The following is a 23,539-nucleotide window of genomic DNA, read 5'->3' on the forward strand; positions in this document are numbered from 1 at the left end:
CAATGAACCTGGAAGCGCGTCTCGGCACCCTCACCCAGACCGCCGGCGACATGGCTCCATGGCGACCGAGGCTGTACGCACCGGTCGAGCCCGAGCAACGTGCCGCCCTGACAGAGCTCCTCGAAAGCGGTGTCGTCGACTCCGTCCACGACACGTGCGCCGACCAGCTGGCAGAGCTCCTCTCCGCTCGACGCCCCGACTGGCGTCCGAACGCCGACGAGTTGGCCTCCGCGGTCACTGACCACCTCGGCGGTAGGCCCCCGGCGGAGTACGGCACATGGGCGTGGTACGCCTGGTCGCGGCAGCTCGTCCACGTCCTACCGCCGGCCGAGCACCGCGAGCTCCGTCAGTCCCGCAACCGCTACAAGATCACCGCCGAGGAGCAGAACCTCCTGTCACGGAAGACCGTGGCCGTGGTCGGCCTCTCCGTGGGCGCCGCAAGTGCGGTCACCCTCGCTCAGGAGGGCGTGGGCAACCGTTTCCGGCTCGCCGACTTCGACCACCTCTCCCTCTCCAACCTCAACCGGCTCCGCGCCTCGGTCGCCGACGTCGGCCTGCCCAAAGTCGTCATCGCCGCACGGCAGATGTACGAGATCGACCCCTACCTCGACATCTCTGTCTGGCCGGAGGGACTGACCGAGGAGAACACCGACGCCTTCCTCGCGGGCGGTGGCCGCACCGACCTCCTCGTCGAGGAGTGCGACGACATGTTCCTCAAGGTCCACGTCCGCGAACGCGCCCGCGCGCTCGGCATCCCCGTCCTGATGGAGACCAACGAGCGCGGCATGCTGGATGTGGAGCGGTTCGACCTCGAACCTGGACGTCCCCTTCTGCACGGCCTTCTGCGGGGAGTGGCGGCCGCCGGGGTCAAGGCGATGTCGACCCGCGAAAAGCTCCCGCACCTCCTCCGCATCCTCGGTCAGGACGAGCCCTCCGAGCGTCTGGTCTCCTCCCTCGTCGAGACGGGCAAGACCATCTCCTCATGGCCACAACTCGCCTCGGGAGTCAGCCTGGGCGCCGCGCTGGTGACGGACACCGCTCGCCGCCTCCTCCTCGGTCAGTTCACCGCCTCGGGACGGTACTTCGTCGATCCCGGCACGCTGATCCGCGAGGGCGCGGAGACCGCCTTGACACCAGCGGAGCCCACGTCCGAGCCCACTGCGGAGGAGGCCTCCCCTCCCCTCCTCCTGCCGCCGTCCATCAACGCCGGCGCCACCCTGAGTGAAGAAGGCATCCGCCGCCTGGTCGCCTACGGCATCCAGGCGCCGTCCGGCGGCAACAGCCAGCCCTGGCAGTTCACAGCCCATGACGAGGCGTTGGACTGCCGCGTCGACGCCACGCAGCCGCAGACCATGCTCGACTTCGAAGGCCGCGCCACCCATCTGGCCATCGGAGCGGCGGTGGAGAACATTCACCTCGCGGCCCAAGCCTCGGGCTCGGCCTGCCATGTGCGGTACTTCCCCATCCCGGCCGACCCCGGCCTGGTCTGCCGACTCACCTTCTCCAGCGCGGCTGACGTCCCGCGCCCCGCACTGTTCGACTGGATCGAGCACCGCACCACCAACCGCGGTCCCGGCCCCGTTCGCCCACTCGCCGAGTCGCACGCCGCAGCGCTGACGGACTGCGCCACCGAGAGCGGCGCCCGACTCCACCTCGTCACCGGCCGCGAACAGTTGGACGAGATGGGGCGGGTCCTGGGGGCGGGCGACCGGCTGCGGATACTCTCCCCGCAACTGCACCGGGAGATGATGAACGAGTTGCGCTGGGACCCCGAGGAGACGCGGCGCACGCGGGACGGCATAGACGTCGCCACTCTGGGGTTCGACGAGGTCGACCTCGCGGGCCTCCGTCTGGCGCGACAATGGCCCGGTCTGGCTTTCGTCCGCCGGATCGGCGGCGGCAAAGCCTTCGAGGAGAGTGCCGGAAAGGCCCTTGCCGCCTCATCGGCCGTCGGCTGCCTCACCATCCCGGGCAAGGGCCCTCACGCCTTCGTCAAGGGCGGCCGCGCCCTGCAACGGCTCTGGCTCACCGCCACTTCCCTCGGCTTGGGATTCCAGCCCCACACCTCCCTGCTCTACCTGTTCGCCCGCGTGGAAGGTGGCAGCACGACCGGGCTCGACGCCACCGAGACCGACGTCCTGCGCACTCTGCGCACCAGGTTCAACACCCTCATCCCCGGCAAGCCGGACGAGGCCGAGCTCATGCTCTTTCGGCTCTCCTACGCGTCGCCGCCGACGACCCGCTCGCTGCGCCGCACCGTCGACTCGGTGCTCCGATTCGCAGGGCCGCCTTCGCGGAGCAGGGCGTGACGTGGCTCCGGCACGGCCGCGGAACGCTGTCGGTGATCTTCAGGCGGCCATGTTCCGACAGCGCGTGACGCCGTGAGCGTCCGCGACAACGGATGCGTCATGAGGAGGGTCGCCCTCGTTGACCCGGCCGCGGGGCAGGACGCCTGCCGGTTCGCGGCCCCCGACCGGCACTCCTGGAAGCATCACTCCGTTACGGGCAGACACTCGTCGAGCAGACCGACGACGTCACTCCAGGCACGTCGCGCGTGTCGAGGGTGGTGGCCCACTCCAGGGCGCACGCGCTGGTTCACCGGCGGGTGGTGGAAGGCGTGCAGAGCACCGCCGTAGATCACGAGACGCCAGTCGACTCCCGCGGCCACTATTTCGGCGACGAAAGCCTCCCGTTGCGCGGGCGGCATGATCGGGTCTTCCGATCCGACCCCTGCCCACACAGGACAGCGGATGCGCGCCGCCTCACCCGGTCGGCCCGTGGTCAGGGCGTTGACTGTCCCGATCGCACGCAGGTCGACACCGTCACGCCCGAGTTCCAGCCCGATGGCGCCCCCGGTGCCGTAGCCGATGACGGCGATCCGGTCGGGATCGGTCCGCGGTTCGGCACGCAACACGTCGAGCGCCGCGTGACCGATCCCCCGCATCCGGTCGGGATCCGCGAGCAGGGGGGTTACTCGTGCCATCATCTCTTCGGGCTCGGTGAACCACCGTCCGCCATGGATGTCGAAGGCGAACGCCACGTACCCCATCTCGGCCAGGGCGTCGGCCCTGCGGCGCTGGAAGTCGTTCAGTCCGGTCCCCTCGGGCCCGACCAGGACTGCGGGCCGACGGTCGGTGCCGGCCGGGAGCGCCAGGTGCCCGACCATCGTCAGACCGTCGGCCGGGTAGGCGACCGAACGTGTGGTAACCGCGATCATGGGAACGCACTGTAGCGACCTCCGGGCCGGGACGATCGGACCGACAGGGCCGACCGGACAACGCTGGTACCTCTCTGAACTGCGACGATGACCAGCAGGTCGCTGCGATCTTGGTCCCGGCACGTCACCGGCATGGAGCACAGACCGCTGTTGACCCCGGCAACGGTCGATGTCGCGACGTGCCGCGCCCTCCGCCGACAGCACCGACGACGGCAGGGCATGGGAGGGGTTCGTCCAGCACGATGGCCGTCGTCGGCGAGACCGTGACGATCAGCGACGACGGCCGTCCAGTGACCGGGCCCGGCATGTGACGCTTCCCTCGTGTACGAGGGAAGCGAGGAGGAGGGGATGACCTCGACGCCCAGCTCACCGCCGGAATGCGCCGCTACACCGCCGACCGCGACCGGCTCACCGTCTACCGGCTACCGCCCTACGCACCCGACCTCAACCCGGTCGACGGCATCTGGTCCGTCCTGCGCCGCTCCACCACCGCCGACCGGGCCTTCAGGACCCCAGCCGGCCTGATCACCGCGATCCGGCACGGCCTCCGCCAACTCCAGTACCGACACGACGTCCTCGACGGCTGCCTCACCGGCACCGGACTCCTCGATTCACCGTGACGACATCGCGCGTTCAAGGTCAGTAGTGGCAAGGGGAGCGGGTAGTTGTGCGGGTGGTGGTGCGAGATTAAAGTGAGCGGCCGTGCTCGGAGTGCTCGGTGTGGCCGGCGGGGACCGGTCAACCCGGGCCTGAGGGAAGGGAATCCCGTCGTGACCGAGACCGAGAAAGCCGCCGCCGATCCCGCGATACCCGACAGAACCGAACGGCGCGACAACCCCGGCGGGATCGAGTTACTCGCCTCGCTCAGCCCCGACTTCGTCGCCGACCCGTACACCGCCTACGCGAGGCTGCGCGAGCGCGGTCCGGTGCACCAGGTAGTGACGCCCGACAGGGGCGTGGTGTGGCTCGTGGTCGGGTACGAGGCCGCGCGCGAGGCCTTCACCGCCCCGCAGCTCAGCCGGGACTGGCATCGCGAGTGGCGGCAGACCGGCTGGAGCCCGCCGTACGCCCTGAACATGCTCGGCAACTCCAACATGCTGATGAGCGACCCGCCCCACCACACCCGGCTGCGGAAGCTGGTGGCGGGGGAGTTCACGGCCCGGCGGGTCGAGGGGATGCGGGGGCGCGTCCAGGAGATCACCGACGAGCTGCTGGACCACATGACGGCGGACGGAGCGCGCCGCGCCGACCTCATCGAGGCGTTCGCCTCCCCGCTCCCCATGATCGTCATCTCCGAGCTGCTCGGCGTCCCCGGCCTGGACCGCGCCTCCTTCCACGCCTGGTCCAACGAGACCCTCGCGCCCACCAGCCCCGAGGCGGAGAAGGACGCGTACGAGCGGATCATGCCGTATCTCACCGGGCTCATCGCCGCCAAGCGCGAGAGCCCTGGGGAGGACCTGCTCAGCGCCCTCGTCCACACGGTCGACGAGGGCGGCGACCGGCTCACCGAGGACGAGCTGGTCTCGTTGGCCTTCCTCCTGCTCGTCGCCGGGCACGAGACGACGGTCAACACGATCGGCAACGCGGTGCGCGCGCTCCTCGCGCACCCCGAGCAGCTGGCGGCCGTACGGGCCGATCCGGCGGGGCTGGCGACGGGGCTGGTGGAGGAGACGCTGCGCTACGACGGGCCGGTGGCGACCACCACGCCGCGCATCGCCCTTGAGGACACCGAGGTCGGCGGCGTATCGGTGCCGCGCGGTGCCATCGTGCTGATCGCCATGGCCGGCGCGGACCACGACCCGGCGCGCTTCCCCGATCCGGAACGCTTCGACGTACGGCGCAGCGACGCCCGGAACCATCTGTCCTTCGGACACGGGATCCACTTCTGCCTGGGCGCCCCCCTCGCCCGCCTCGAGGGCGAGGTGGCGCTGCGCACGCTGCTGGAGCGCTGCCCGGATCTGACGGCGGACGGGGAGCCGGGCGAGTGGCTCCCGGGGTTGCTGATCCGGGGGAGGCGGAGCCTGCCGGTGCGGTGGTGATACGCCCGCCGCAGGCGGGCTGACGGGCGGTTGAGCGGTCACGGCACGCCGTTCGCGCAGGTCAGCGGGGACTGTCAGGGGCGGGGTCCACACTGTCCGCGGTGCTGCGGCGCAGGCGTCGCGCACCGGACGGGAGAGAGGCGATCGTCATGACCGCGACCCCGCTGCCGGCGAGCACCAGGAAGGGGCTTTTCCCATGTCTGCTGTCGAAGTCATCGACCTGAGCAGCCTGAGTGCTCCGGCCGGGGGCTCGCAGAGGCTGAAGGGGCACCTCACCCGACCGGATGGCCCAGGACCCTGGCCGGGCGTGGTCATCGCTCACGAGGTACTCGGCGTTGACGACGTCATGCTCCGCCAAGCCGAGCGCCTGGCCGGCGCCGGGTACCTCACGCTTTTGCCCGACCTGTTCACCGCGGGCGGCGCACGGCGCTGCCTGATCCCCACGATCCGCGCGGCCATGTCCGGGACCGGGCGTGCTTACCAGGACCTGGAGGCTGCCCGCTCCTATCTGCTGGCCCGGAGCGACTGCACCGGTGCGGTCGGCATCATCGGCTTCTGCATGGGAGGCGCGTTCGCCTTGATGACGGCCGGACGCGGTGACTACGACGCGGCGTCAGCCAACTACGGACAGCTTCCCAAGGACCTGGACGTCCTCGCCGGCGCCTGCCCCGTCGTCGCCAGCTTCGGCAGGAAGGACCGCACCCTGAAGGGGGCGGCCGACCGGCTGAGCGCGGCCCTCGAACACCATGGAGTCGTGCATGACGTCAAGGAGTACCCGCAAGCAGGCCACGCCTTCCTCAACGACGCCGAGGCCGGCCCCAGGCCACTGCGCCCCCTGTTCCGCGTCATGAACATCGGCCCGGATCCGGACGCTTCGGCGGACGCCTGGCGGCGCATCGAGACCTTCTTCGCCACTCACCTTCACGCTCCCCGCACCTGAGTAAGCCGAGTCGTGAGCATTCTTGGCTTTGACGGTTCGAGTCGGGGTCCGGCACACATTCCGGGCTCTGTCGCGGATGTGGTGGTGTACCCGATCGCGGACGGGTGGGCATCACCTGTTGTGTGAGGGATGCGGTGAGCGTCGTTGACGTACTTCTCCCGGTGGGGGGTGTGCCAATTCGTCACCGTCATCGAGGCCCCGCAGGCCGGTGCACACCGCAGGTTCCGCAAAAGCCCGGTATCGCCGCAGGTCAGGTCCTCTCGCTGGACAACTTCGGGACGGAGTTGATGCATCGTGGAACGACGCATGTCGGTTGCGACGCACTGGGGCAGTTTTGTCGCGGTGGTTGATTCCGGTCGGCTGGTGCGAATCGAGCCGAGGGGCGATGACCCCGCGCCGTCGCCCATCGGACCCGGAATGGTGACAGCCGCCGACGACAGCGCCCGCGTGTTGCGCCCCGCGGTGCGCAAGGGCTGGCTGAACGGCCTGCCGCGTGCCCACGACGCGGCCAGGGGCACGGACGCCTTCGTGGAGGTGAGCTGGGACGACGCGATCACCCTGGTGAGCGAGGAACTGCGCCGAGTGCGTTCACAGCACGGAGACCGCGCCGTGTTCGGCGGCTCCTACGGCTGGGCGAGCGCGGGCGCTTTCCACAACGCGCAGGGGCAACTCCACCGGTTCCTGGCGTTAGGCGGGGGGTACACCGACTCTCGCAACACGTACAGCACCGCGGCTTTGGAGGTCATCCTCCCCCATGTGATCGGCGGAGCTCCGTGGAGCTACCAGTCCCGGATGCCGATGTGGGACGAGATCGCCGAGAACTGTGAGCTTGTGGTGGCGTTCGGAGGGCTGGCCCTCAAGAACAGCCAGATCAACCCCGGCGGACTGGCCAGACACCGGACGCAGGACCTTCAGCGAGAGTGCCGTGCGGCCGGGGTGCGGTTCGTGAACATCAGCCCTATCCGCAGCGACACCGCCGGCTTCCTCGACGCCGAGTGGCTGCCCGTCATCCCCAACACCGACACCGCCGCGATGCTCGGCATCGCACACACCATGCTGGTCAACGGCTGGCACGACGAGGACTTCCTTCGCCGTTGCTGCGTCGGGTTCGACCGCTTCGCCTCCTACTTGACCGGCGCATCCGACGGCGTCGCCAAGGATGCCGCCTGGGCGGCGAGGATCACGGGCATCAGCCGGGACACGATCATCGAACTGGCTCGCCGCCTGTCCGCGCAGCGTTCGCTCATCATGGTCAACTACGCGATACAACGGGCGGATCACGGCGAACAGCCGATCTGGATGTCGGTCGTGCTGGCTGCCATGGCGGGTTCGATGGGGCGGCCCGGCTGCGGCTGGGGCGCGGGCTACGCGACGATGGACGCGACCGGCGTCGCCCCCGGCCGGCCCTCCGTGGCTTCGATTCCCCGGGTTCCCAACCCTGTCGCGGATTTCATCCCCGTCGCACGGATCGCCGACACCCTGCTGCATCCGGGCAAGACCATCGACTACGACGGCCGGCGCCTGACCTTGCCCGAGCTCCGCCTGATCTACTGGTGCGGAGGGAACCCGTTCCACCACCACCAAGATCTCCACCGCTTGACCCGCGCCTGGCAGACCCCTGACACGGTGGTGGTTCACGAAGCCTGGTGGAACACCACGGCCAAGTTCGCCGACATCGTCCTTCCCGTCGCCACCAGCCTGGAGCGCGACGACTTCGCCGCCGGATTCTCCGACCCCCACCTCGTCGCGATGCCGAAAGTCCGTGAGCCGGCGGGCGAGTCACGAACCGACCACCACATCTTCACCGCCCTGGCCTCCCGGCTCGGATACGAGTACGAGTTCACGCAGTCACGCTCCGAGATCGAATGGGTCCGGCACCTCTACGAGCAGACGAGGGCCGACCTCGGCGACGACGGGGCCTTGCCGGGCTTCGACGACTTCTGGCGAAGCTCGACGGCTGAGCTGCCGACGCTCAGCGGCCCGTTCCCCGGCAGCTTCGAGGCGCTCCGCGCAGATCCGCGGCGTTTCCCCCTTACCACCCCGTCGGGCCGGATCGAGATCTTCTCCGAGGAGATCAACTCGTTCGGCTACGACGACTGCACCGGGCATCCGGCGTGGTTCGAACCGGTGGAGTGGCTCCGTGCCGGCCTGTCGGACCGATTCCCGTTGCACTTGATCTCGAATCAGCCCGCCTCACGCCTGCACAGCCAGTACGACAACGGCGGCCACAGCCTCAAGTCGAAGATCCATGGCCGTGAGCCCGTGACGATCAATCCGCTGGACGCCGCGTCCCGAGGCATCGAGAACGGCACGATCGTGCGCGTCCACAACGACCGCGGCAGCTGCCTGGCGGGCGCAGTCCTGTCGGACGACGTCATGCCAGGCGTCATCCAACTGTCCACCGGAGCATGGTGGGACCCGGCCCAGCCAGGCCGGAGCGGCACCTTGGACCGCCACGGCAATCCGAACACCCTCACGGCCGACCGAGGGTGCTCGCGCCTGTCCCAGGGACCGAGCGCCCACAGTGCGCTCGTCGACATCGAGCCCTACGACGGCCCCCTTCCGGATGTGCTCGCCTTCGCACCACCACACCTCGAACACTGACACGCAAGCCGCCTGCCTCTTCGGGGAGGTCCTTCGTGTCCGCCGTCGTCAAGCGCGCAGCGGGCCGCCCCGGCTGCCAGAGGCCCCCCCGTTTTGCATTCGCGTAATCAGATGAATACTGTGCGCAGTCGTGACTGCACTTCAAGACCTCAAGTACGGCCAGTGGTTCAGGGGCGCCGACGTCGACGGCGACGGGTTCATCACCCGGCGAGACGTCCGCGCCATGAGCGAGCGCTACATCGCCGCCCGAGACGCCGCGCCGGACTCCGCGACCGCCCGCCGACTCATCGAGGGAATGGACGGGTTCTGGACGAATGTGATCGCCCCGATGGACCAGGACGGTGACGGGAAGGTCGATCTGCGGGAGATGACCGAAGGCTTCAGGAGCGTCCTGACCGACCCGGCCCTCTATCCGCAGCAGATCGCGCCGGTCACCAACTGCTTCTTCGACCTCGTCGACCTCAACGCGGACGGCAAGATCGACCAGGCCGAGTTCCAGCAGATGTTCGACTCGGTCGCCGGAGTGCCCGCCGAGGACTGCGCCACGGTCTTCGCCGCTCTGGACAGGGACGGCTCCGGTGGGCTGGACCGCGCCGAGTTCCACCAGGCCCTCACCGAGTTCTTCTACGGCAACGACCCGGATGCTCCTGCCAACCACCTCTTCGGCAGGGTCACCGCCTGACAGCCCGGGATCCGACCGCCCACACCACTGCCGTGCGGGCGGTCGGCGTCGAGGCCCCGGGCCAGGCGATCAGCGACCGCAGGAAGGCGAGCCGGCCGGCGCCGTCCTCGGCCGTGGCGAGATCCAGGCCGAGAGGGCGAAGACGGTGGCCGCACCGAGCACACCCGGCTCCAGAGGAACGCGCAGAACCGTCCAGGTGTCGCCCGCGAACCAGTCGGGCACTGGGAACGGCTTGGCCACTGAGAGGTCGGGTCCCCTACACGGAGGCCTCGGCACTCCCTACGACACAGGGTGACGCGGCCGGCGCAATCAGTACAGGTCGCCCGGAGACCTGCCGCCGTACGGCCCGAGCCCGAAGGACAGCCCTAAGGCGCTGCTCGACGGGTCAAGCCCGACAGGTCGATTGACCCGCGCTGTCTGATCCAGGACGACGGACGACTACCTCACGCACCGTCAGACACAGCGTCGAGCGAGCGTCAAGACATGCACCGAGCCCGTCTCTGACGGAGTTGAGGCAGAGCGTTCTGGACCCACGCCCCCGCTGCGAAACCGCGGGTGAGCCACGTGGCGGGAACCTACGACATGCTCCACGCGGTGAACTTCGGGAAACGGGTCGAGCACCACCCACCACATCCGGAAAACCCGAGGAAGTCGAAGGTCGGAGTCCCTTCGCAGCAGGCTCCGAAATCGCCACGCACTCCACGTGGTGGGTCATCGGGAAGATGTCACACGTCGAAGCTCCCACGAAATCGCTGGTCAGAGGCCAGTCTTGGCTCAGCCAGGGGCTTTCGGTCGCTCGGAGCGTCAAACGGGCGTCAGCCACCCGCGCCGACGGCATCTTCACGGAACCACTGCGGCGAGGTCTGACAACAACAGGTCAGCCACCAGTTCCTCGACCACCGCGGTGCCGTGTTCGGTCATGGCGCGCGTCAGTTCGGCGTCCCAGGGCGCCTCGGTGAGTCGGCCGGGCTGAGGGCCGTGCGGTGTGCGGGCGACGGCGGCACGGTAGTCCGCGGCCGTCATGCGCCAGGGGCAGACCGGTGTCTTGTCCATGAGGTACGCGGCGATGCGTATGCCTTCTCCGTCGAAGTCGCCGTGGTACCGGAGGATGGCGCCCTGGCCGGCGAGGAGGCGCAGGAGTTCGATGGCCGCGCTGTTGGGCCAGCCGGACGTGCACACGAGCGGCGGGCAGTCCGGGCCGAAGCGGCGCAGGGCGAGAGCCAGGATGCTGGGGTTCTCCACAGCGTGGACCACGGGTGCGGAAGCGACGGCCGGAGTGAACTCGCCAGGGGAGCGCAACTGGGCGAGGGTCAGGCTGGCGGCCTGACCGGCCTCGGCACAGACGCGGGCCACCCGGGCGAGCGGGCCGTCGCCGGACGGCCGCAGTCCAGCGGCGAGCACGGTGGCGGAGAGGTCGTCGTCGGCGACACCCGCCCGCGCCCACAGGGCTCGCCGGTCTGCCGCCGACTGGGGCGCGGCCGTGTCGTGGAGGGTTGCCAGGGCCCGCAGGACGAGCGTGGACACCGGGGTGCCGTCGTCGAGTGCGTGGGAATGACCGTTCAGGACGCGGGCGGCGAAGACCGGCAGTGGCTCCGCCCGGGCGGGCAGCTCCCCGAGCACCGTGAGCGCGTCGGTGAGCAGGGACCGGGTGCGTTCCGGTGAGGCTCCGACCAACCCCGCGGCTCGGCAGGCGGCGACCCACTCGGCGAGCGCGGGCTGGGCCCGCACGGTGTCGTGGCCGGCCAGCCAGGTCCACAGCTCGGCGCGTTCGTCCTGTTGGCGGCGCCGTTCGCCCGCTCGGTCACCGAGGGGGCCGATAAGTTCGGTGACGGTGTCGCGCACGGTACGGCCGCACAGGTCGGCGACGGCTTCTTCCAGCCGGGCGAGGGCGACGGAGGGCCGCGCGTCCGGCAGCCGGTCCATGCCGAGAAGGTCGGCGAGAGCCTCGCGCTGGGCGTCGTCGAGCGGTCCGAGGCGTACCCGTGCGACGGGGCGGCCGGAGGAGAGGCGGTCGTGGACCGTGCGCCAGAGCGGTAGGAGTTCGGGGCGGCGCAGGGTGCGTTCGCCCGGGGACGCATCCGGGCGGGTCATCCCGCCTCCAGATCCGTACCGTTCCAGACGAAGCGGACGCTGGTGACCGCGTCGTCGTCCCCGCCGGTGAGGAGTTGGTGCACAGCGATGCCGGGCAGTTCCCCGTAGGTGCACCATTCGTGGTCGGAGGTGATCACGAGGTCCAGGTCGAGTGCGGTGAGCAGAGCGAAGACCTGCCCTCGGTTGACCGTGTCGACACCGACGAAGACCTCGTCCAGCAGGATGGGCCGGGGGGCCGACGGCACGGCCTCGTAATGGGCGGCGACGGCGGCGAACAGCGGCAGGTGCAGTGCGATGGCCTTCTCCCCGCCGGAGAGTGCGCCGTGCAGCTTCTTGGTCAGCGGCTGCCAGCCGGCTTCGTTCGCCCGGTCGAGGCGGACGGTGAAGCGGTGCCAGGCGGTGTAGTCGAGCACCTCGCCGAGCTGTTCCTCCCAGCTCGCGGCCGTGTCGCTGTCCTTCGCCTCCTCGATACGGGCGCGGAAGAAGGAATGCAGGGCCTCCCGGTCGGTCTCGGTGACCCGGCCGGGGTCCTTGAGCAGCAGCTGACGGGCGGTACGGGTGCTGTCCGGAAGGTCCGGACGGACGTCCCAGACGAGTTGGACGGCGACGTGGGACGCGGTGCGGACCCGCTCCAGGTGCCCGTTCATGCGGTCGACGAGTTCACCGGCCTGACGGATGCGCGCCGCGAGGTGGCGGCGGATGTCGCCGGTGAGGATCTGGTCGAAGAGGCGCCGCTCGGTGGTGGTGATGTCGTCCCGGCTGCGGTCGCGCTCCTGGGTGAGCGTGGTCAGCAGGGCCGTCGCTCCCACGCGCACGCCGTCCAAGGTGGCGGTGAAGAGCTGGATGTCGTCGTCCGGCTCCAGGTTCAGGTCGGCGCGGGCGCCGAGGCGTCGGCGAGCCTCGTGGACCGCTTCGGAGAGACGGGTCGCGGCGTCGCCCAGGTTGCGTGGCGCGTGCGGGACGCCTGGCCACTTCGCCGCTGTGGCGCGGGCGGCCTCCAGAGTGGCCTTGGTGCCGTCACCGGCGTCGAGTTCCGGTGTGATGCCGGCGTCCTCGGCCAGCCCCGCCAGACACTGGTGCCGGAACCGGTGCGCCGCGGTGTCCCGGCTCGCGACGGCCTGTTCCCGTCGTTCGGCGTCCTGGCCGCTGGTGGCCCGCAGTTCTCCGATACGTCCTTCCAGGCGTAGCAGGAGATCGGCCGCCCGGCCGGCCTCCTCACGGCAGCGACGCAGTTGCGCGCGCGCCTGGGCGACGCGTGCGACGATCTGCCGGTAGTCCTCGCCGACGGTGGCTTCCACCGCCTCCAGGCGCGCTCTCAGCCCCGCCGCCTCCGCTTCGGTGGCGGCCGCGTCCTCGGCCTCTTCCTCGGCGGTGCGGCGCGAACGGTCCGCCTGCGCGGCCCTCTGGTGGGCCCGGTCGGCGGCGGCGATCGCGGCGAGGCGGGCGTCCACCCAGCTGTCAGCGGTGTCCCTGAAACTGTCGACGGCGGCGGAAAGTTCACGCAACCGGTCGCGGTCGGTGGGTAGTCCGTGTTCCGCGGTCCGGCGGTCGAGCATGCGCAGAGCGCCCGCCACCACGCTCTCGCACCGCGCGAGATGCCCGGCGGCGTCGCGCACGGCGTCGTCCCGAGCCGCCACTCTGTCCTCCGCACGGTCCCGGTCACGCCGCCGGGCGTCGAGTTCCCGGTGGCCGGGGCGGGCGGCGCGGTCGGCGTCCAGTCGCGCGCGGCGAGCGGCGAGGCCGCGCAACTGGTCCTCGAGTGAGGAAAGGGCGGCGTTCGTCTCCCCGATGCGGTCGGTCAGTTCGCCGATCCTGAGCTGCCGGGCCCGCTGCCGTGCGAGGGCTCCGATGTGGGCCGGTTCCGGCTTGCTCCAGGTCCCGGTGGCCAGCGCGAGACGCCAGGCGCCATCGGCGGACACGGCTGCGGGGTGCCCCCCGGGCAGACCTGTGCCGTACGCGATGCCGGCGAGGATGCCACTCACGGTGTCGGCCGGAACGGGGATGTCCTCCTCGGGCCTCAGCACCTCCAGCAGGCTGGGACCCGGGGCGGCCACGGCCAGGGCCGCCTCGACGCGGGTGTCGTGACCCGGCAGGGTGATCCCGTCGTAGGGGCTGACCCAGGCGTCCAGGAGGCCCGAGGCCTCCAGCGCGGCCTCCACCGCGGCCTGGACGGAGAGCGGGACGCCTTGGCGGAAGGTGACCAACCGCCACAGAGGTGCTCCGGCCGTCGCCGTGCGGACGGTGGTGCGAGTGGGCGGGGGCACGGGCGGCAGGTCGGTCTGACCGCTCAGCCGCCGTACCTCCTCCTCCAGTCGGCTCCGCTCGTCCCGCAGGCCCTGGCGTGCGGCTCGGGTGGTCGCCTCCCCCGTGGTGATCTGCTGTTCCACCGGGCGCGCGGCGGCTTCGGCCAGGGCCGTCACCTCGGCCTCATCCGCTGCTCTTGCCTCCAGTTCCCCGAGATCGGGGATGCGCAGTTCCGTACAGTCCTCGGCCCAGGCGAGCAACCGCTCCACCTGTGCGGCAAGGGCGCGGTCCCAGGCGGCGGACGCCTCGTCCCGCCGGGCGATCGCCTCCGCGAGCCGGGTGCGGGCCTCGTCCAGCAGTTCCTCGGCGGCGCCCCGGTCGCGTACGGCGCGATCGTGCTCGTCGATCGCGTCGGTGACGAGGCTGACCTGCTGCCGTCGGGCGGTGACCGCCCCGCGCAGCAGCCGACGGGCTTGTCGTGCCCCGTCCTCGGCCGTCGTGCGCGGGCTGCCGGAGCCCTGGTCACGCCCCGTGCTGCCGGGGAAGTCCACCGCGGGATCCGCGTCGAGGACCGCCCTCACCTCATGGTGGATGGACTCCAGACCTGCCGCCCGGGCCGACCTGTTTGCTTCCGCGGCGGCTTCGCGTGCGTGCTCGTCGAGCGTGCGGGCCCGGCCCGCCGCCTCGTCGGCGTGCCGCTGGTCCTCCTCCGACCGGTCCCGGGCGGCCTGGGCAGCGGCTCGCTTTCTCCCGGCGGCGGCGGTCACGTCCTCGGTGCGGCGGCGGAGCCGGTCGACTTCCTCGCCTTGCCGGAACGCGTCGCTCTCGCGCAGGCCTTCGACGGTCTCCTCCAGAGTGTGCGCGCGCAGCTCCTGTTCCTCGCGCCGGGCCCGGGCCGCCTCGCGTTCGGCCAGCGCCTGTTGGAGCTCCTCGGCGCTCCGGCGGGCGACGCGGGTGAGGTTGTCCATCTCGGTGGTGGCCGAGATCAGTGCCGCAGCACCGGCACGCAGGACCCGTCGCGCGTAGGCGCGCTGCCGGGAGGCGACGGTCTCGGCCGCCGTCACCTCGTCGTCGAGCCGCTTGAGGTGTTCGCGCTGCCGGTCCAGCCGCTCGAAGCCCTCGGCGAGTTCGGCGATCTCTGCCTCGCCCAGCGGGGGCAGGGCACGGGACAGCAGGGTGGAGAGCAGGGACGGGTCGAGCCGTTCGGACAGTTTGGGCTGGCGCAGCTGGAGCAGGGCGGACAGCAGCGACTCGTAACGCTGCTCCCCCATGTCGGCGAAGAGTGTGCGCCGTACGGCCGTGCGGTAGTCGGTGGCCGACGCATGGACGTCGCCCCGGTCACGCAAGGTCTCGGCGAGGGCGGCCCGGGTCAGTGGCTGTCCCGCCTCGTTGACGAGGAGCACACCCTCGGGGTGGGCGATTCTGGAGCCGGTGGTGAAGTAGTCGACGTGCACCGTGCTGGTGTGCACGCTCGCCTGCAGGCGCGCCCCACAGCCGAACCACCGCTCGGTGCCGTCGTCGCCGAGGCGGCAAAACTCCATCCACACGTACCCGACACGGGTCTTGCCGGAGGCCCCCTCACCGAGCAGGTTCCAGTGCATAGTGCGTTCCGAACCGCCGAAGGTGGAGAGGCGGTTGGGGCGAAGGCTGGCGTCGAAGAGGAACGGCAGCAGAAGTTCCAGCGCCTTGGACTTGCCCGAGCCGTTCTGGCCGCGCAGCAACAGGCGGCCCCGGTGGAAGGTGAATGTCTCGTCGTAGTAGCGCCAGACGTTGAGGATGCCGGCGCGGTTCGGCTGCCAGCGGCTGCGGGCGGCTTCCGCCTGTGCCGGTGCCCCGGCCGGCTCGGTGGACTCCGGCCGCCGGGGCAGAGGAAGCTCTGTCACGCTCACTGGCGGTCTCCTTCCGCGGCGACGTCTTCGCAGGCCCTGCTGCCCGCCGACCCTGCCGGGCGGGCGTCCCGCTCCGCTGGCGGCTTGGCTTCCCGATCCGGACTCGTCGTCCCCGCCAGGCGGTAGCGGTACGCGGCCGGGCACGCGACGAAACGGCCGCCGCCCCGGCGGACCAGACCGACGTCACGCAGCACGCGTACGGCGTCGTCGGTCAGCCGGGCCGCGCCGTCCTCGGACCGATACGCCCTGGCCCACCGCGGAAAACGCCGCAGCAGGTCCGCTCCGGCCTCGGTGAGCTGCTCGGGCAGCAGCCCGGCGGGCGCGGCGCACAGCGGCTCCAGCAGGAGCAGCGCGGCGACCCGTGCGGTGGACGTGTCGTCGGGGAAGCGGACGTCGGTGGCCAGCCCGTCCGGGTCCACCAGCAGGAAGCCCTCGGCTCGTTCCTCCAGCAGCAAACCGGCCTGCGCGACCGAGCGGCGCAGGATCTGGCGTCCGGTCAGGGAGGTGACGTACGCCAGTTCGTCGTCGGTGAGGTCCGCCCGGTACAGCACGGGGTCGTCGAAGAGGCGGCGCAGCACCGAGTGGCGCAGCCTCAGATTGCGTTGCGCGTCCGTGGCGGCGGTGTCGCCGGGCGGCTCGTCCGTGGTCCCGTCGGCGGGCGCGCTGCCGTACCGGCGCTCACGTACGAGCCCGGTGAGCAGTTCCTCGAACCGCGCGGGCACCTCGTCCGGGGGCACGGCCAGCCGGGAGGCGCCGACGGGCGCGGCGGGCAGACGCATCAGAAGCGTGAGGTCCACCCGGTAGAGAACTTTCGCCTCCGCGGACTCGACATACGCCTCGGTGGTCCCGTCGACCGCGCGCAGCACGCCGTACGACTCCAGCAGCTTCAGGACGTCGACGAACGCTATCCGCTCCGGCCTGTTCACCGGGTCGAACGCGGCCAGCGCCCGGTCGGCCGCGGTGGCCTGCACGACGCGGTCGGCGAGCATGCCGATCGTCGTCATCGGCATCGACAGCAGTTCGGCCGCGGTCACGCACAGCAGGACGTACCGCCGGCGGTCGAACGGGGCCCGGCCGGCACGCGTCCTGCGGGCGGGGCGGGAGCCGTCCGGGTCTGCGCGGACCTTGGTGAGGCGGGCGTAGCCGCGGCGCGGCTCCACCACCAGGCTCCAGCCGCAGGTGTAGTCGAACCACTGGGCCAGCGGCTCGCGACGGCGGCGTACCAGTTCGAAGCCGGCCGGGTCGGCGGCCTCGGTCAGCAGGGGGCGGGCCAGCAGCAGGCGGACGGCGCGGGCGACCTCCTCCCGTTCCGCGGCGGCCAGTTGGTTGGCGAGCGTGCTCATCCGGCCGCCTCCCGGCGCCCGGTGCGGACGCCGGTGAGGGCGCTCCCTCCGCCGGCCGCCGTCATGTGGACGACGTAGTCCGGTCCGGCCAGTGTGCCCTTCGTCGTCCGCAGTACGGCGGTGCGCTCGTCGGGAGGCGCAGACAGCGCGATCTCCACCCGGCCGTCCCCCGTCATGGCGCGCCGCAGGCCGCTCGCGTCGGGCCGGGCGGACAGCGCCCGACCCAGCAGATCGAGCAGCCGATCGAAGACGGCGGGATCCAGTGCGCCGAAGGAGGACAGGCGCACGGGGCCGTCCGTCTCCAGCACCCGCCAGGCACACGCGAGTTCCGCCCGCTCCGCGCGGGCCCGCTCCGCACGCTCGGCTCTGACCGCCGCGACGTCCCGCACTCTGGCGGTACGGGTGAAACGCTCTGTCCGTCCACTGGTCCGCAGCAGCGCCGACACCTCCACGGGCGGGGCCTCGGACCAGGAGTGGGACGACGGGATCAGCTCCGGGTCGGGGTGGGCGAGGTGGGCGTGGCGTGCCGGACCCAGTCCGAAGGCCGCGGCCCACAGTCGGTGCAGATCCTCCTCCGCGGGGGCCGCGGCGAACCAGCGCGACAGCTCCCGGAAGTCCTGCACCGCGCTGGAGGAGCGGCGCCGTGACTCGTTGATCCGCTCCAGGACCTGCAGCAGTGACACGATGGCCCGCCGGGCGATGTCGTGCAGCTGATCGATCCGGGGCCGTGTCCCGTCGTCCGGCAGGAACCAGGCTCGCAGACCCGCCCAGCGCGCGCGTCTGCTCTCCAGCCAGCCCGCCGCGGGGTCCTCGCCGGCCATCGGCGGCAGCTCCGCCCCGCGCAGGGCTCGCTCCCGCAGCACGGTGATCCCCTGCTCCTCCACCCGGGCCACGGCGGCGGCGACCGTCTGTCCGCGCCGGTCGAGGTTCACCAGGAACTCCTGCAGATACGCGACGGTCGCGGCCTTGACCTCGCGGAACACCTCCAGGTCCGCGCCCTCGGCGCGCAGCAGGCGCTGCAGTTCACCGTTGAACGCCTTGGTGTTCTCCACCAGGGCCTCCAGGTGTCCCTCCAGCTCGCGCAGGGTGCTGAAGATCCGGCGGTCGGCCGAGGCGGGTTCACCAAACAGCAGGCACAGTTCGTCCAGCCGGTCGGCGATGGCCTCCAGTACGGCCGTCTGCAGCGCCCCCGTGGAGGCCAGCACCTCGAGCGCGTGCCGCACGCCGGCGAGAGCCGCCTCGCCCCGGCGGGTCAGGGAGTACTGGAGATTGCGCCGCTCGTACTCCTCGGCCGTGCGGTAGTTCTCCGCGTGGTTGTGCACGACGTCCAGAAGCTTCCACTGCACGAGCTTTCTGAGCGTCTCGTGCAGCTCCTCGTCCTCGACCGCCGCCGGCCAGCCCACCGCGCGCAGTCGCTCGCGCACCGCGTCGAGCCCGAGCGCGGTCTCCAGGTGCTCGCCGGCCACGCCGAAGGCATCCAACACCGCCCCGTAGAGGTCGGCCCTCTCCCCCGTCGTGAACCGGAACATCTCCGGTGGAATCCTGCGCACGCCCGTCGGTCTCCTCCCCACCGCTTCGGCGGCTTCCTGCTGCCCACCGTAGAGGGCGGCACTGGCATTCCCGGGTGGATCCGGGAAGCGGGAGGCCGGAAACGCCGGGCGGGGCGGCCCACGCCCGCGATGATCAGCCAACGGTATCCCAGGCCCTGGAACCGGTACATCGTGCCGATGTGGACACCCTGGTCACCGCGCGGACCGTCGGCGGTGATCTCCGTCGACACGATGCCGCTCCTTGCCGCGGCCTCGATCCGGGCCGTGCGTTCGATCTCCAGGCGGGCAGCACGCTCGGTGACCTGGCGGTGGGTCTCCACGTTCTTCTCGTCGAGCTGCTGGGTGAACCGCTCGGTCAGCTGCCAGATCTCGGCCCGGTGCGCCCGGGTCATGCTCCTGCCCCGCCCGGCCCGGCGTGCCTTCAAGCAGCCGGCTCGGGAGTCGACCGCCTGGCCGAGGATGACCTGCGTCCACTCGTCCATCAGGAATTCGGCGTCCCACTTGGTCTCGCCGGTTTCCAGTTCTTGGAGTTGGCGTCGACGCGGGCCCGCCACGCCTGTTCCGCGAGCCCTGCCCCACGGTGGCGGCCTGCGGCAGGTAATGAGCTGGTTGAAGCGGATGGCCGGGTCGGTCAGCGTGATGACCGAGTGGTGAGGGCGCAGGATGTCCTGCCCGCGCTGGATGTAGCCGGTGGACCCCAAGACGCCCAACCCCGAAACAGGTCGAGACCCTCCCCCCCATCGCAAAGCAGCAGGTCAGAGGCCCTTTTCCGATGGTTCAAGGATCGCCACACACTCCACGTGCGACGTCATCGGGAACAAGTCGAACGCCCGCAGCGTCCGCACCCGGTACCCGCCCTCGCGGAAGTACGCCAGGTCCCTGGCGAGCGCGGCGGGATCGCAGGCGACGTAGGCGATGCGGCGGGCGCCCAGGGACGTGAGGTGCTCGACCGTCCTGCGGCCGGCGCCCGCACGCGGCGGGTCGAGGACGATCAGGTCGGCCTCCGTGATGCCGGTGCGCGGCAGGACCGACTCGACCTTGCCCTGCTCGATGCGGACCCGCGGGAAGTCGGCCAGGTTGTGCCGCGCGTCCTCCACCGCCCGCTTGCCGGACTCGATACCGAGGACGGCGCCCTTCTCGCCGAGGCGGTCGGCGAGCGCGCCGGCGAAGAGCCCGACGCCGCAGTAGAGGTCGAGGGCCGTCTCGCCCTTGCGCGGCAGCAGGCCCTGCATGACCGCCTTGACCAGGGTGTCGGCCGCCTTCGGGTGGACCTGCCAGAAGCCGCCGCTGCCGACGCGGTAGGTGCGGCCGTCGGCGCGCTCACGGACGAAGGCGCGGCCGTGGACGCGGTGGATGCCGCCGTCGTGCTCGTCGACGCGCATGACGGAGACCGGCTTGTCGAGTTCGACGAGCGGCAGCCGGGCGCCGGGGCGCGGCTCCAGGATCACCATGCGGTCCTGGGACCCGGTGGCGGCGATCGCGTCGACGGAGGCCATGCCGGACCAGTCCCGCTGCTCGATCCCCAGTTCGCTGACGCCCTCGGCCGCGATCATGCAGTGCTCGATCGGCTCGACCTCGTGCGAGCGGTGGCGGCGCAGACCCGCCTTGCCCGTGGCGGGGTCGACGGCGTACTGCACGCGCGTGCGCCACTGCGGGACCTCGCCGGCGGGCAGCTTGTCGCCCTCGGCCGGCATCACCGTGCCGTCCCAGCCGGCCTCCTCGGGGGTGAGGCCCGCGAGCCGCTTGAGCTGCTCGGCGATCACCTCGCCCTTCAGCCGCCGCTGGGCGCCGGGCTTGGCGTGCTGCCAGTCGCAGCCGCCGCAGCGGCCCGGGCCCGCGTAGGGGCAGGGAGCCTCGACGCGGTCCTTGGCGGCGTCGATGATCCGCACCGCGTCGGCCCGCAGGAAGCGCGCTCCCTCCTCGCCCTCGGTCACCCGCGCCACGACCCGCTCGCCGGGCAGCGCGTGCCGGACGAACAGCACCTGGCCCTCGGCGGTGCGGGCGATGCAGTGGCCGCCGTGGGCGACGGGGCCGATCTCGACCTCGTACTCCTGCCCCGCCAGTGAGCGCGGCCGGGTCCCCGTCTCCGGTTCCACCCGCGCGTTCTTCGGTTCTGCCTGCATGGTGGGTGACTCCAGATCGGAAAGCGGGAAACGGCCGGACAACAGCCCACCAGTCTACGTGGGCGCCGTCCGGCCGTTCACCACGAGGCAGCCGGGGCCGGGGCCGGGGACGCGAGGCCTGCCTCGCCCCGGGCCCGGGGCGAGGCAGGCGCCTGGGCCGCACGGGCCCGGGCGCGGGCGGCCGGTGCCGCGCCCGTCAGCCCTTCGCCGCCGGGGACTCCTTCTGTTCCTTCGGCCGCACCTGTGCAGGACCTCGCCGCACCGCGCCCGGCGCGCTCCACTCCTGGCGCCTGCGGGCCCGGTCGCGGGCCGCCTCGGAGGAGGCGAGCTGGTAGGGCACCGAGGTCACCATGACGCCCGCGGTGAACAGCAGCCGGCCCTTCAGCCGCAGGGCGCTCTGGTTGTGCAGCAGGTGCTCGTACCAGTGGCCGACGACGTACTCGGGGATGATCACGGAGACCGCGTCGCGCGGGGACTCCTTGCGCAGGCTCTTGACGTACTCGATGACCGGCCGCGTGACCTCGCGGTAGGGCGAGTCGAGCACCTTGAGCGGTACGTCGATGCCCCGGCGCTCCCACTCCTCGCGCAGCGCCTTGGTCTCCGCCGGGTCGACGTTGACGGTGAGCGCCTCCAGGGTGTCGGAGCGCATCAGCTTGGCGTAGGCGAGCGCCCGCAGCGTCGGGCGGTGGATCTTGGAGATCAGGACGACCGAGTGCACCCGGGACGGCCGGACGCTCTCGTCGCTGGGGCCCTCGGGGGCGGCGATCTCCTCGGAGACGCGGTCGTAGTGCTTACGGATCGCCGTCATCGTCGCGTAGAAGATGCACATGCCGAGCAGGGCCACCCAGGCGCCGTGCGTGAACTTCGTCAGCAGCACGACGACCAGCACCATGCCGGTGAGGAAGGCGCCGAACGCGTTGATGGCCCGGGAGCGGATCATGTGGCGCCGCTTGGCCTCGTCCCGCTCGGTGGTCAGATGGCGGTTCCAGTGCCGGACCATGCCGATCTGGCTGAGCGTGAAGGAGACGAACACGCCGACGATGTAGAGCTGGATCAGCCGGGTGGAGTCGGCGCCGTAGACGACGGTCAGCAAGGTGGCCGCGCCCGCGAGCAGGACGATGCCGTTGGAGAAGGCCAGACGGTCGCCGCGGGTGTGCAGCTGGCGGGGCAGGTAGCGGTCTTGGGCGAGGATCGAGCCGAGCAGCGGGAAGCCGTTGTACGCCGTGTTCGCCGCCAGGAACAGCACCAGTGCGGTGGCCGCCGCCAGCACGACGAACAGGAAGCTGCCCTTGCCGAACACCGCCTCGGCGACCTGGGAGATCACCGGGTTCTGGACGTAGCCGGAGCCGATCGGGACGCCCTTGTGGATCAGGTCGGTGGCCGGGTTCTCGGCCATGTGGACCTTGGTGGTCATCGCGAGGCCGATGATGCCGCAGAACATCGTCACGGCCAGCAGGCCCATCATCGCCAGCGTGGTCGCGGCGTTCTTGGACTTGGGCTTGCGGAAGGCCGGGACGCCGTTGGAGATCGCCTCGACACCGGTGAGCGCCGCACAGCCGGAGGAGAAGGCGCGCAGCAGCAGGAAGACGAGGGCGAAGCCGGCGAGACCCTGGTGTTCGGCCTTGATGTGGAAGTCGGCGGTCGGCGCCCGCATGGTGTCGCCGAGCACCAGACCGCGGAACGCGCCCCAGAGGATCATGATGAACACGCCGGCGACGAAGACGTACGTCGGGATCGCGAACAGCGTGCCCGACTCCCTCACTCCGCGCAGGTTCATCACGGTCAGCAGCACGATCACGGCGACCGCGCACAGCACCTTGTGCTGGACGACGAAGGGCACCGCCGAGCCCAGGTTCTCGATGCCGGAGGAGATCGAGACGGCGACGGTCATCACGTAGTCGACGAGCAGCGCGCTCGCGACCGTCAGGCCCGCCTTGGGCCCGAGGTTGGTGGTCGCCACCTCGTAGTCGCCGCCACCGCTCGGGTAGGCGTGCACGTTCTGCCGGTAGGAGGCGACGACCGTGAACATCAGCACGACGACCGCGACCGCGATCCAGGGGCTGAAGTGGTACGCCGACACGCCCGCGATGGACAGGACCAGCAGTACCTCGCCGGGGGCGTACGCCACGGAGGACAACGGGTCGGAAGCGAAGACGGGGAGTGCGATGCGCTTCGGCAGGAGGGTCTCCCCCAGCCGGTCGCTGCGCAGTGCGCGCCCGATCAGAATCCGTTTGGGCACGTCGGTCAGTTTGGACACAACAGAGGATCGTAGGGCTTCGAACTGGGGGTCGCCCACCTGCCGCCCGAGATCTGCCTCACGAGTGAAATCGGCGGCCGGGAGCGCGACGGATTCCGCAGGTGGACGTCCTGCCGTGCCTAGATGGCTGAAATCCCGCCGCTTTCTCCGTCTCTCGCCGACTCCCGGAGGTCCCATGCCCCCGACCGCGGAACTGATCGGCGCCGCCGCGGCACTGCTCGGCCTCGGATTCCTGACCCTGTGCAGCGTGCGCAGTATCACTCGACGCCGCCCCTCGGAAGCGGAATAAACGCCTTGGCTTCCGGCCTCCGCCGGGCCGTGCGCCCTGGCTTTCGCAGGAAACTCGGGCCCCCCGCCTGCGGGTATCAGCCCATCCTTCCGTAGAGTCAGCCCACCCGTCCGTAGGGTCGGCCCTGCCACCTGCGGGGGCTCCCCCGTCCGCCGGGGCTCCGCCCTTCCGCGCCCGGCCTGCCCCGGCTCCCCTCCCACGCGGCCCGGCTCCGTGCCCCCCGGGGGGGGGCGGCGCCGGAGGGGCGGGGTTCGGAGCGGGTCCCCGTCCG

At 71.2% G+C, this 23,539-nt stretch carries 13 protein-coding genes and 2 pseudogenes; 6 read left to right on the top strand and 9 right to left on the bottom strand.

Annotation, left to right across the window (positions count from 1 at the left end; all coding sequences use genetic code 11):
* Positions 1-2 precede the first annotated feature (2 nt).
* The gene (locus ACF061_RS25970) at positions 3-2,309 is read left to right on the top strand and encodes an Rv1355c family protein (protein ID WP_392269379.1); all 2,307 of its coding nucleotides are present in this window, start codon (positions 3-5) and stop codon (positions 2,307-2,309) included.
* A 182-nt stretch (positions 2,310-2,491) separates the two neighbouring features.
* Here ACF061_RS25970 and ACF061_RS25975 read toward each other — a convergent pair whose 3' ends face one another.
* The gene (locus ACF061_RS25975) at positions 2,492-3,217 is read right to left on the bottom strand and encodes a dienelactone hydrolase family protein (protein WP_392269380.1); all 726 of its coding nucleotides are present in this window, start codon (positions 3,215-3,217) and stop codon (positions 2,492-2,494) included.
* A 377-nt stretch (positions 3,218-3,594) separates the two neighbouring features.
* On the opposite strand from ACF061_RS25975, the gene ACF061_RS25980 reads away from it, so the two are divergent.
* From ACF061_RS25980 to ACF061_RS26000, 5 genes are all read left to right on the top strand, one after another.
* Positions 3,595-3,837 (top strand): transposase, encoded by a 243-nt coding sequence (locus tag ACF061_RS25980; RefSeq protein WP_392269381.1) that lies wholly within the window; start codon positions 3,595-3,597, stop codon positions 3,835-3,837.
* Between the two features lie 225 nt (positions 3,838-4,062).
* Complete coding sequence (locus tag ACF061_RS25985) at positions 4,063-5,256, top strand: cytochrome P450 (RefSeq protein WP_392269514.1); 1,194 nt, start codon at positions 4,063-4,065, stop codon at positions 5,254-5,256.
* A gap of 196 nt (positions 5,257-5,452) precedes the next feature.
* Entirely contained in the window at positions 5,453-6,196 is a 744-nt protein-coding gene (locus ACF061_RS25990) for a dienelactone hydrolase family protein (RefSeq protein ID WP_392269382.1), read from the top strand.
* 294 nt (positions 6,197-6,490) lie between these two features.
* Entirely contained in the window at positions 6,491-8,800 is a 2,310-nt protein-coding gene (locus ACF061_RS25995; RefSeq protein ID WP_392269383.1) for a molybdopterin-dependent oxidoreductase, read from the top strand.
* Positions 8,801-8,930: 130 nt separating this feature from the next.
* Positions 8,931-9,482, top strand: coding sequence for an EF-hand domain-containing protein (locus ACF061_RS26000; protein WP_392269384.1), 552 nt, complete (start codon positions 8,931-8,933; stop codon positions 9,480-9,482).
* Between the two features lie 840 nt (positions 9,483-10,322).
* Here the strand turns inward: ACF061_RS26000 and ACF061_RS26005 are convergent.
* The 8 genes and pseudogenes from ACF061_RS26005 to ACF061_RS26040 form a co-directional block, all read right to left on the bottom strand.
* Positions 10,323-11,573, bottom strand: coding sequence for a TIGR02679 family protein (locus ACF061_RS26005; protein ID WP_392269385.1), 1,251 nt, complete (start codon positions 11,571-11,573; stop codon positions 10,323-10,325).
* Positions 11,570-15,706, bottom strand: a complete 4,137-nt coding sequence (locus ACF061_RS26010; protein ID WP_392269386.1) for a TIGR02680 family protein — start codon at positions 15,704-15,706, stop codon at positions 11,570-11,572. Before ACF061_RS26010 ends, ACF061_RS26005 begins: the two co-directional genes overlap by 4 nt.
* On the bottom strand, positions 15,703-17,049 hold the full coding sequence (locus ACF061_RS26015; RefSeq protein ID WP_392269387.1) for a TIGR02678 family protein: 1,347 nt from the start codon (positions 17,047-17,049) through the stop codon (positions 15,703-15,705). The genes ACF061_RS26010 and ACF061_RS26015 overlap by 4 nt, the downstream gene beginning before the upstream one ends.
* Complete coding sequence (locus ACF061_RS26020; RefSeq protein ID WP_392269388.1) at positions 17,046-18,599, bottom strand: TIGR02677 family protein; 1,554 nt, start codon at positions 18,597-18,599, stop codon at positions 17,046-17,048. Before ACF061_RS26020 ends, ACF061_RS26015 begins: the two co-directional genes overlap by 4 nt.
* Before the next feature lie 239 nt (positions 18,600-18,838).
* A pseudogene (locus ACF061_RS26025) lies at positions 18,839-19,117 on the bottom strand (DNA helicase); the annotation flags it as partial.
* A gap of 5 nt (positions 19,118-19,122) precedes the next feature.
* Positions 19,123-19,309 (bottom strand): annotated as a pseudogene (locus ACF061_RS26030) (ATP-binding protein); the annotation flags it as partial.
* Between the two features lie 45 nt (positions 19,310-19,354).
* Positions 19,355-20,722, bottom strand: a complete 1,368-nt coding sequence (locus tag ACF061_RS26035; RefSeq protein WP_392269389.1) for a class I SAM-dependent RNA methyltransferase — start codon at positions 20,720-20,722, stop codon at positions 19,355-19,357.
* 196 nt (positions 20,723-20,918) lie between these two features.
* Positions 20,919-22,979 carry an APC family permease gene (locus ACF061_RS26040; protein ID WP_392269390.1) on the bottom strand — a complete coding sequence of 687 codons (2,061 nt, stop codon included), beginning with the start codon at positions 22,977-22,979 and terminating at the stop codon, positions 20,919-20,921.
* Positions 22,980-23,539 lie beyond the last annotated feature (560 nt).

Origin of the sequence: Streptomyces sp. NPDC015220, assembly GCF_043079345.1 — a bacterium.
GTDB lineage: Bacteria > Actinomycetota > Actinomycetes > Streptomycetales > Streptomycetaceae > Streptomyces.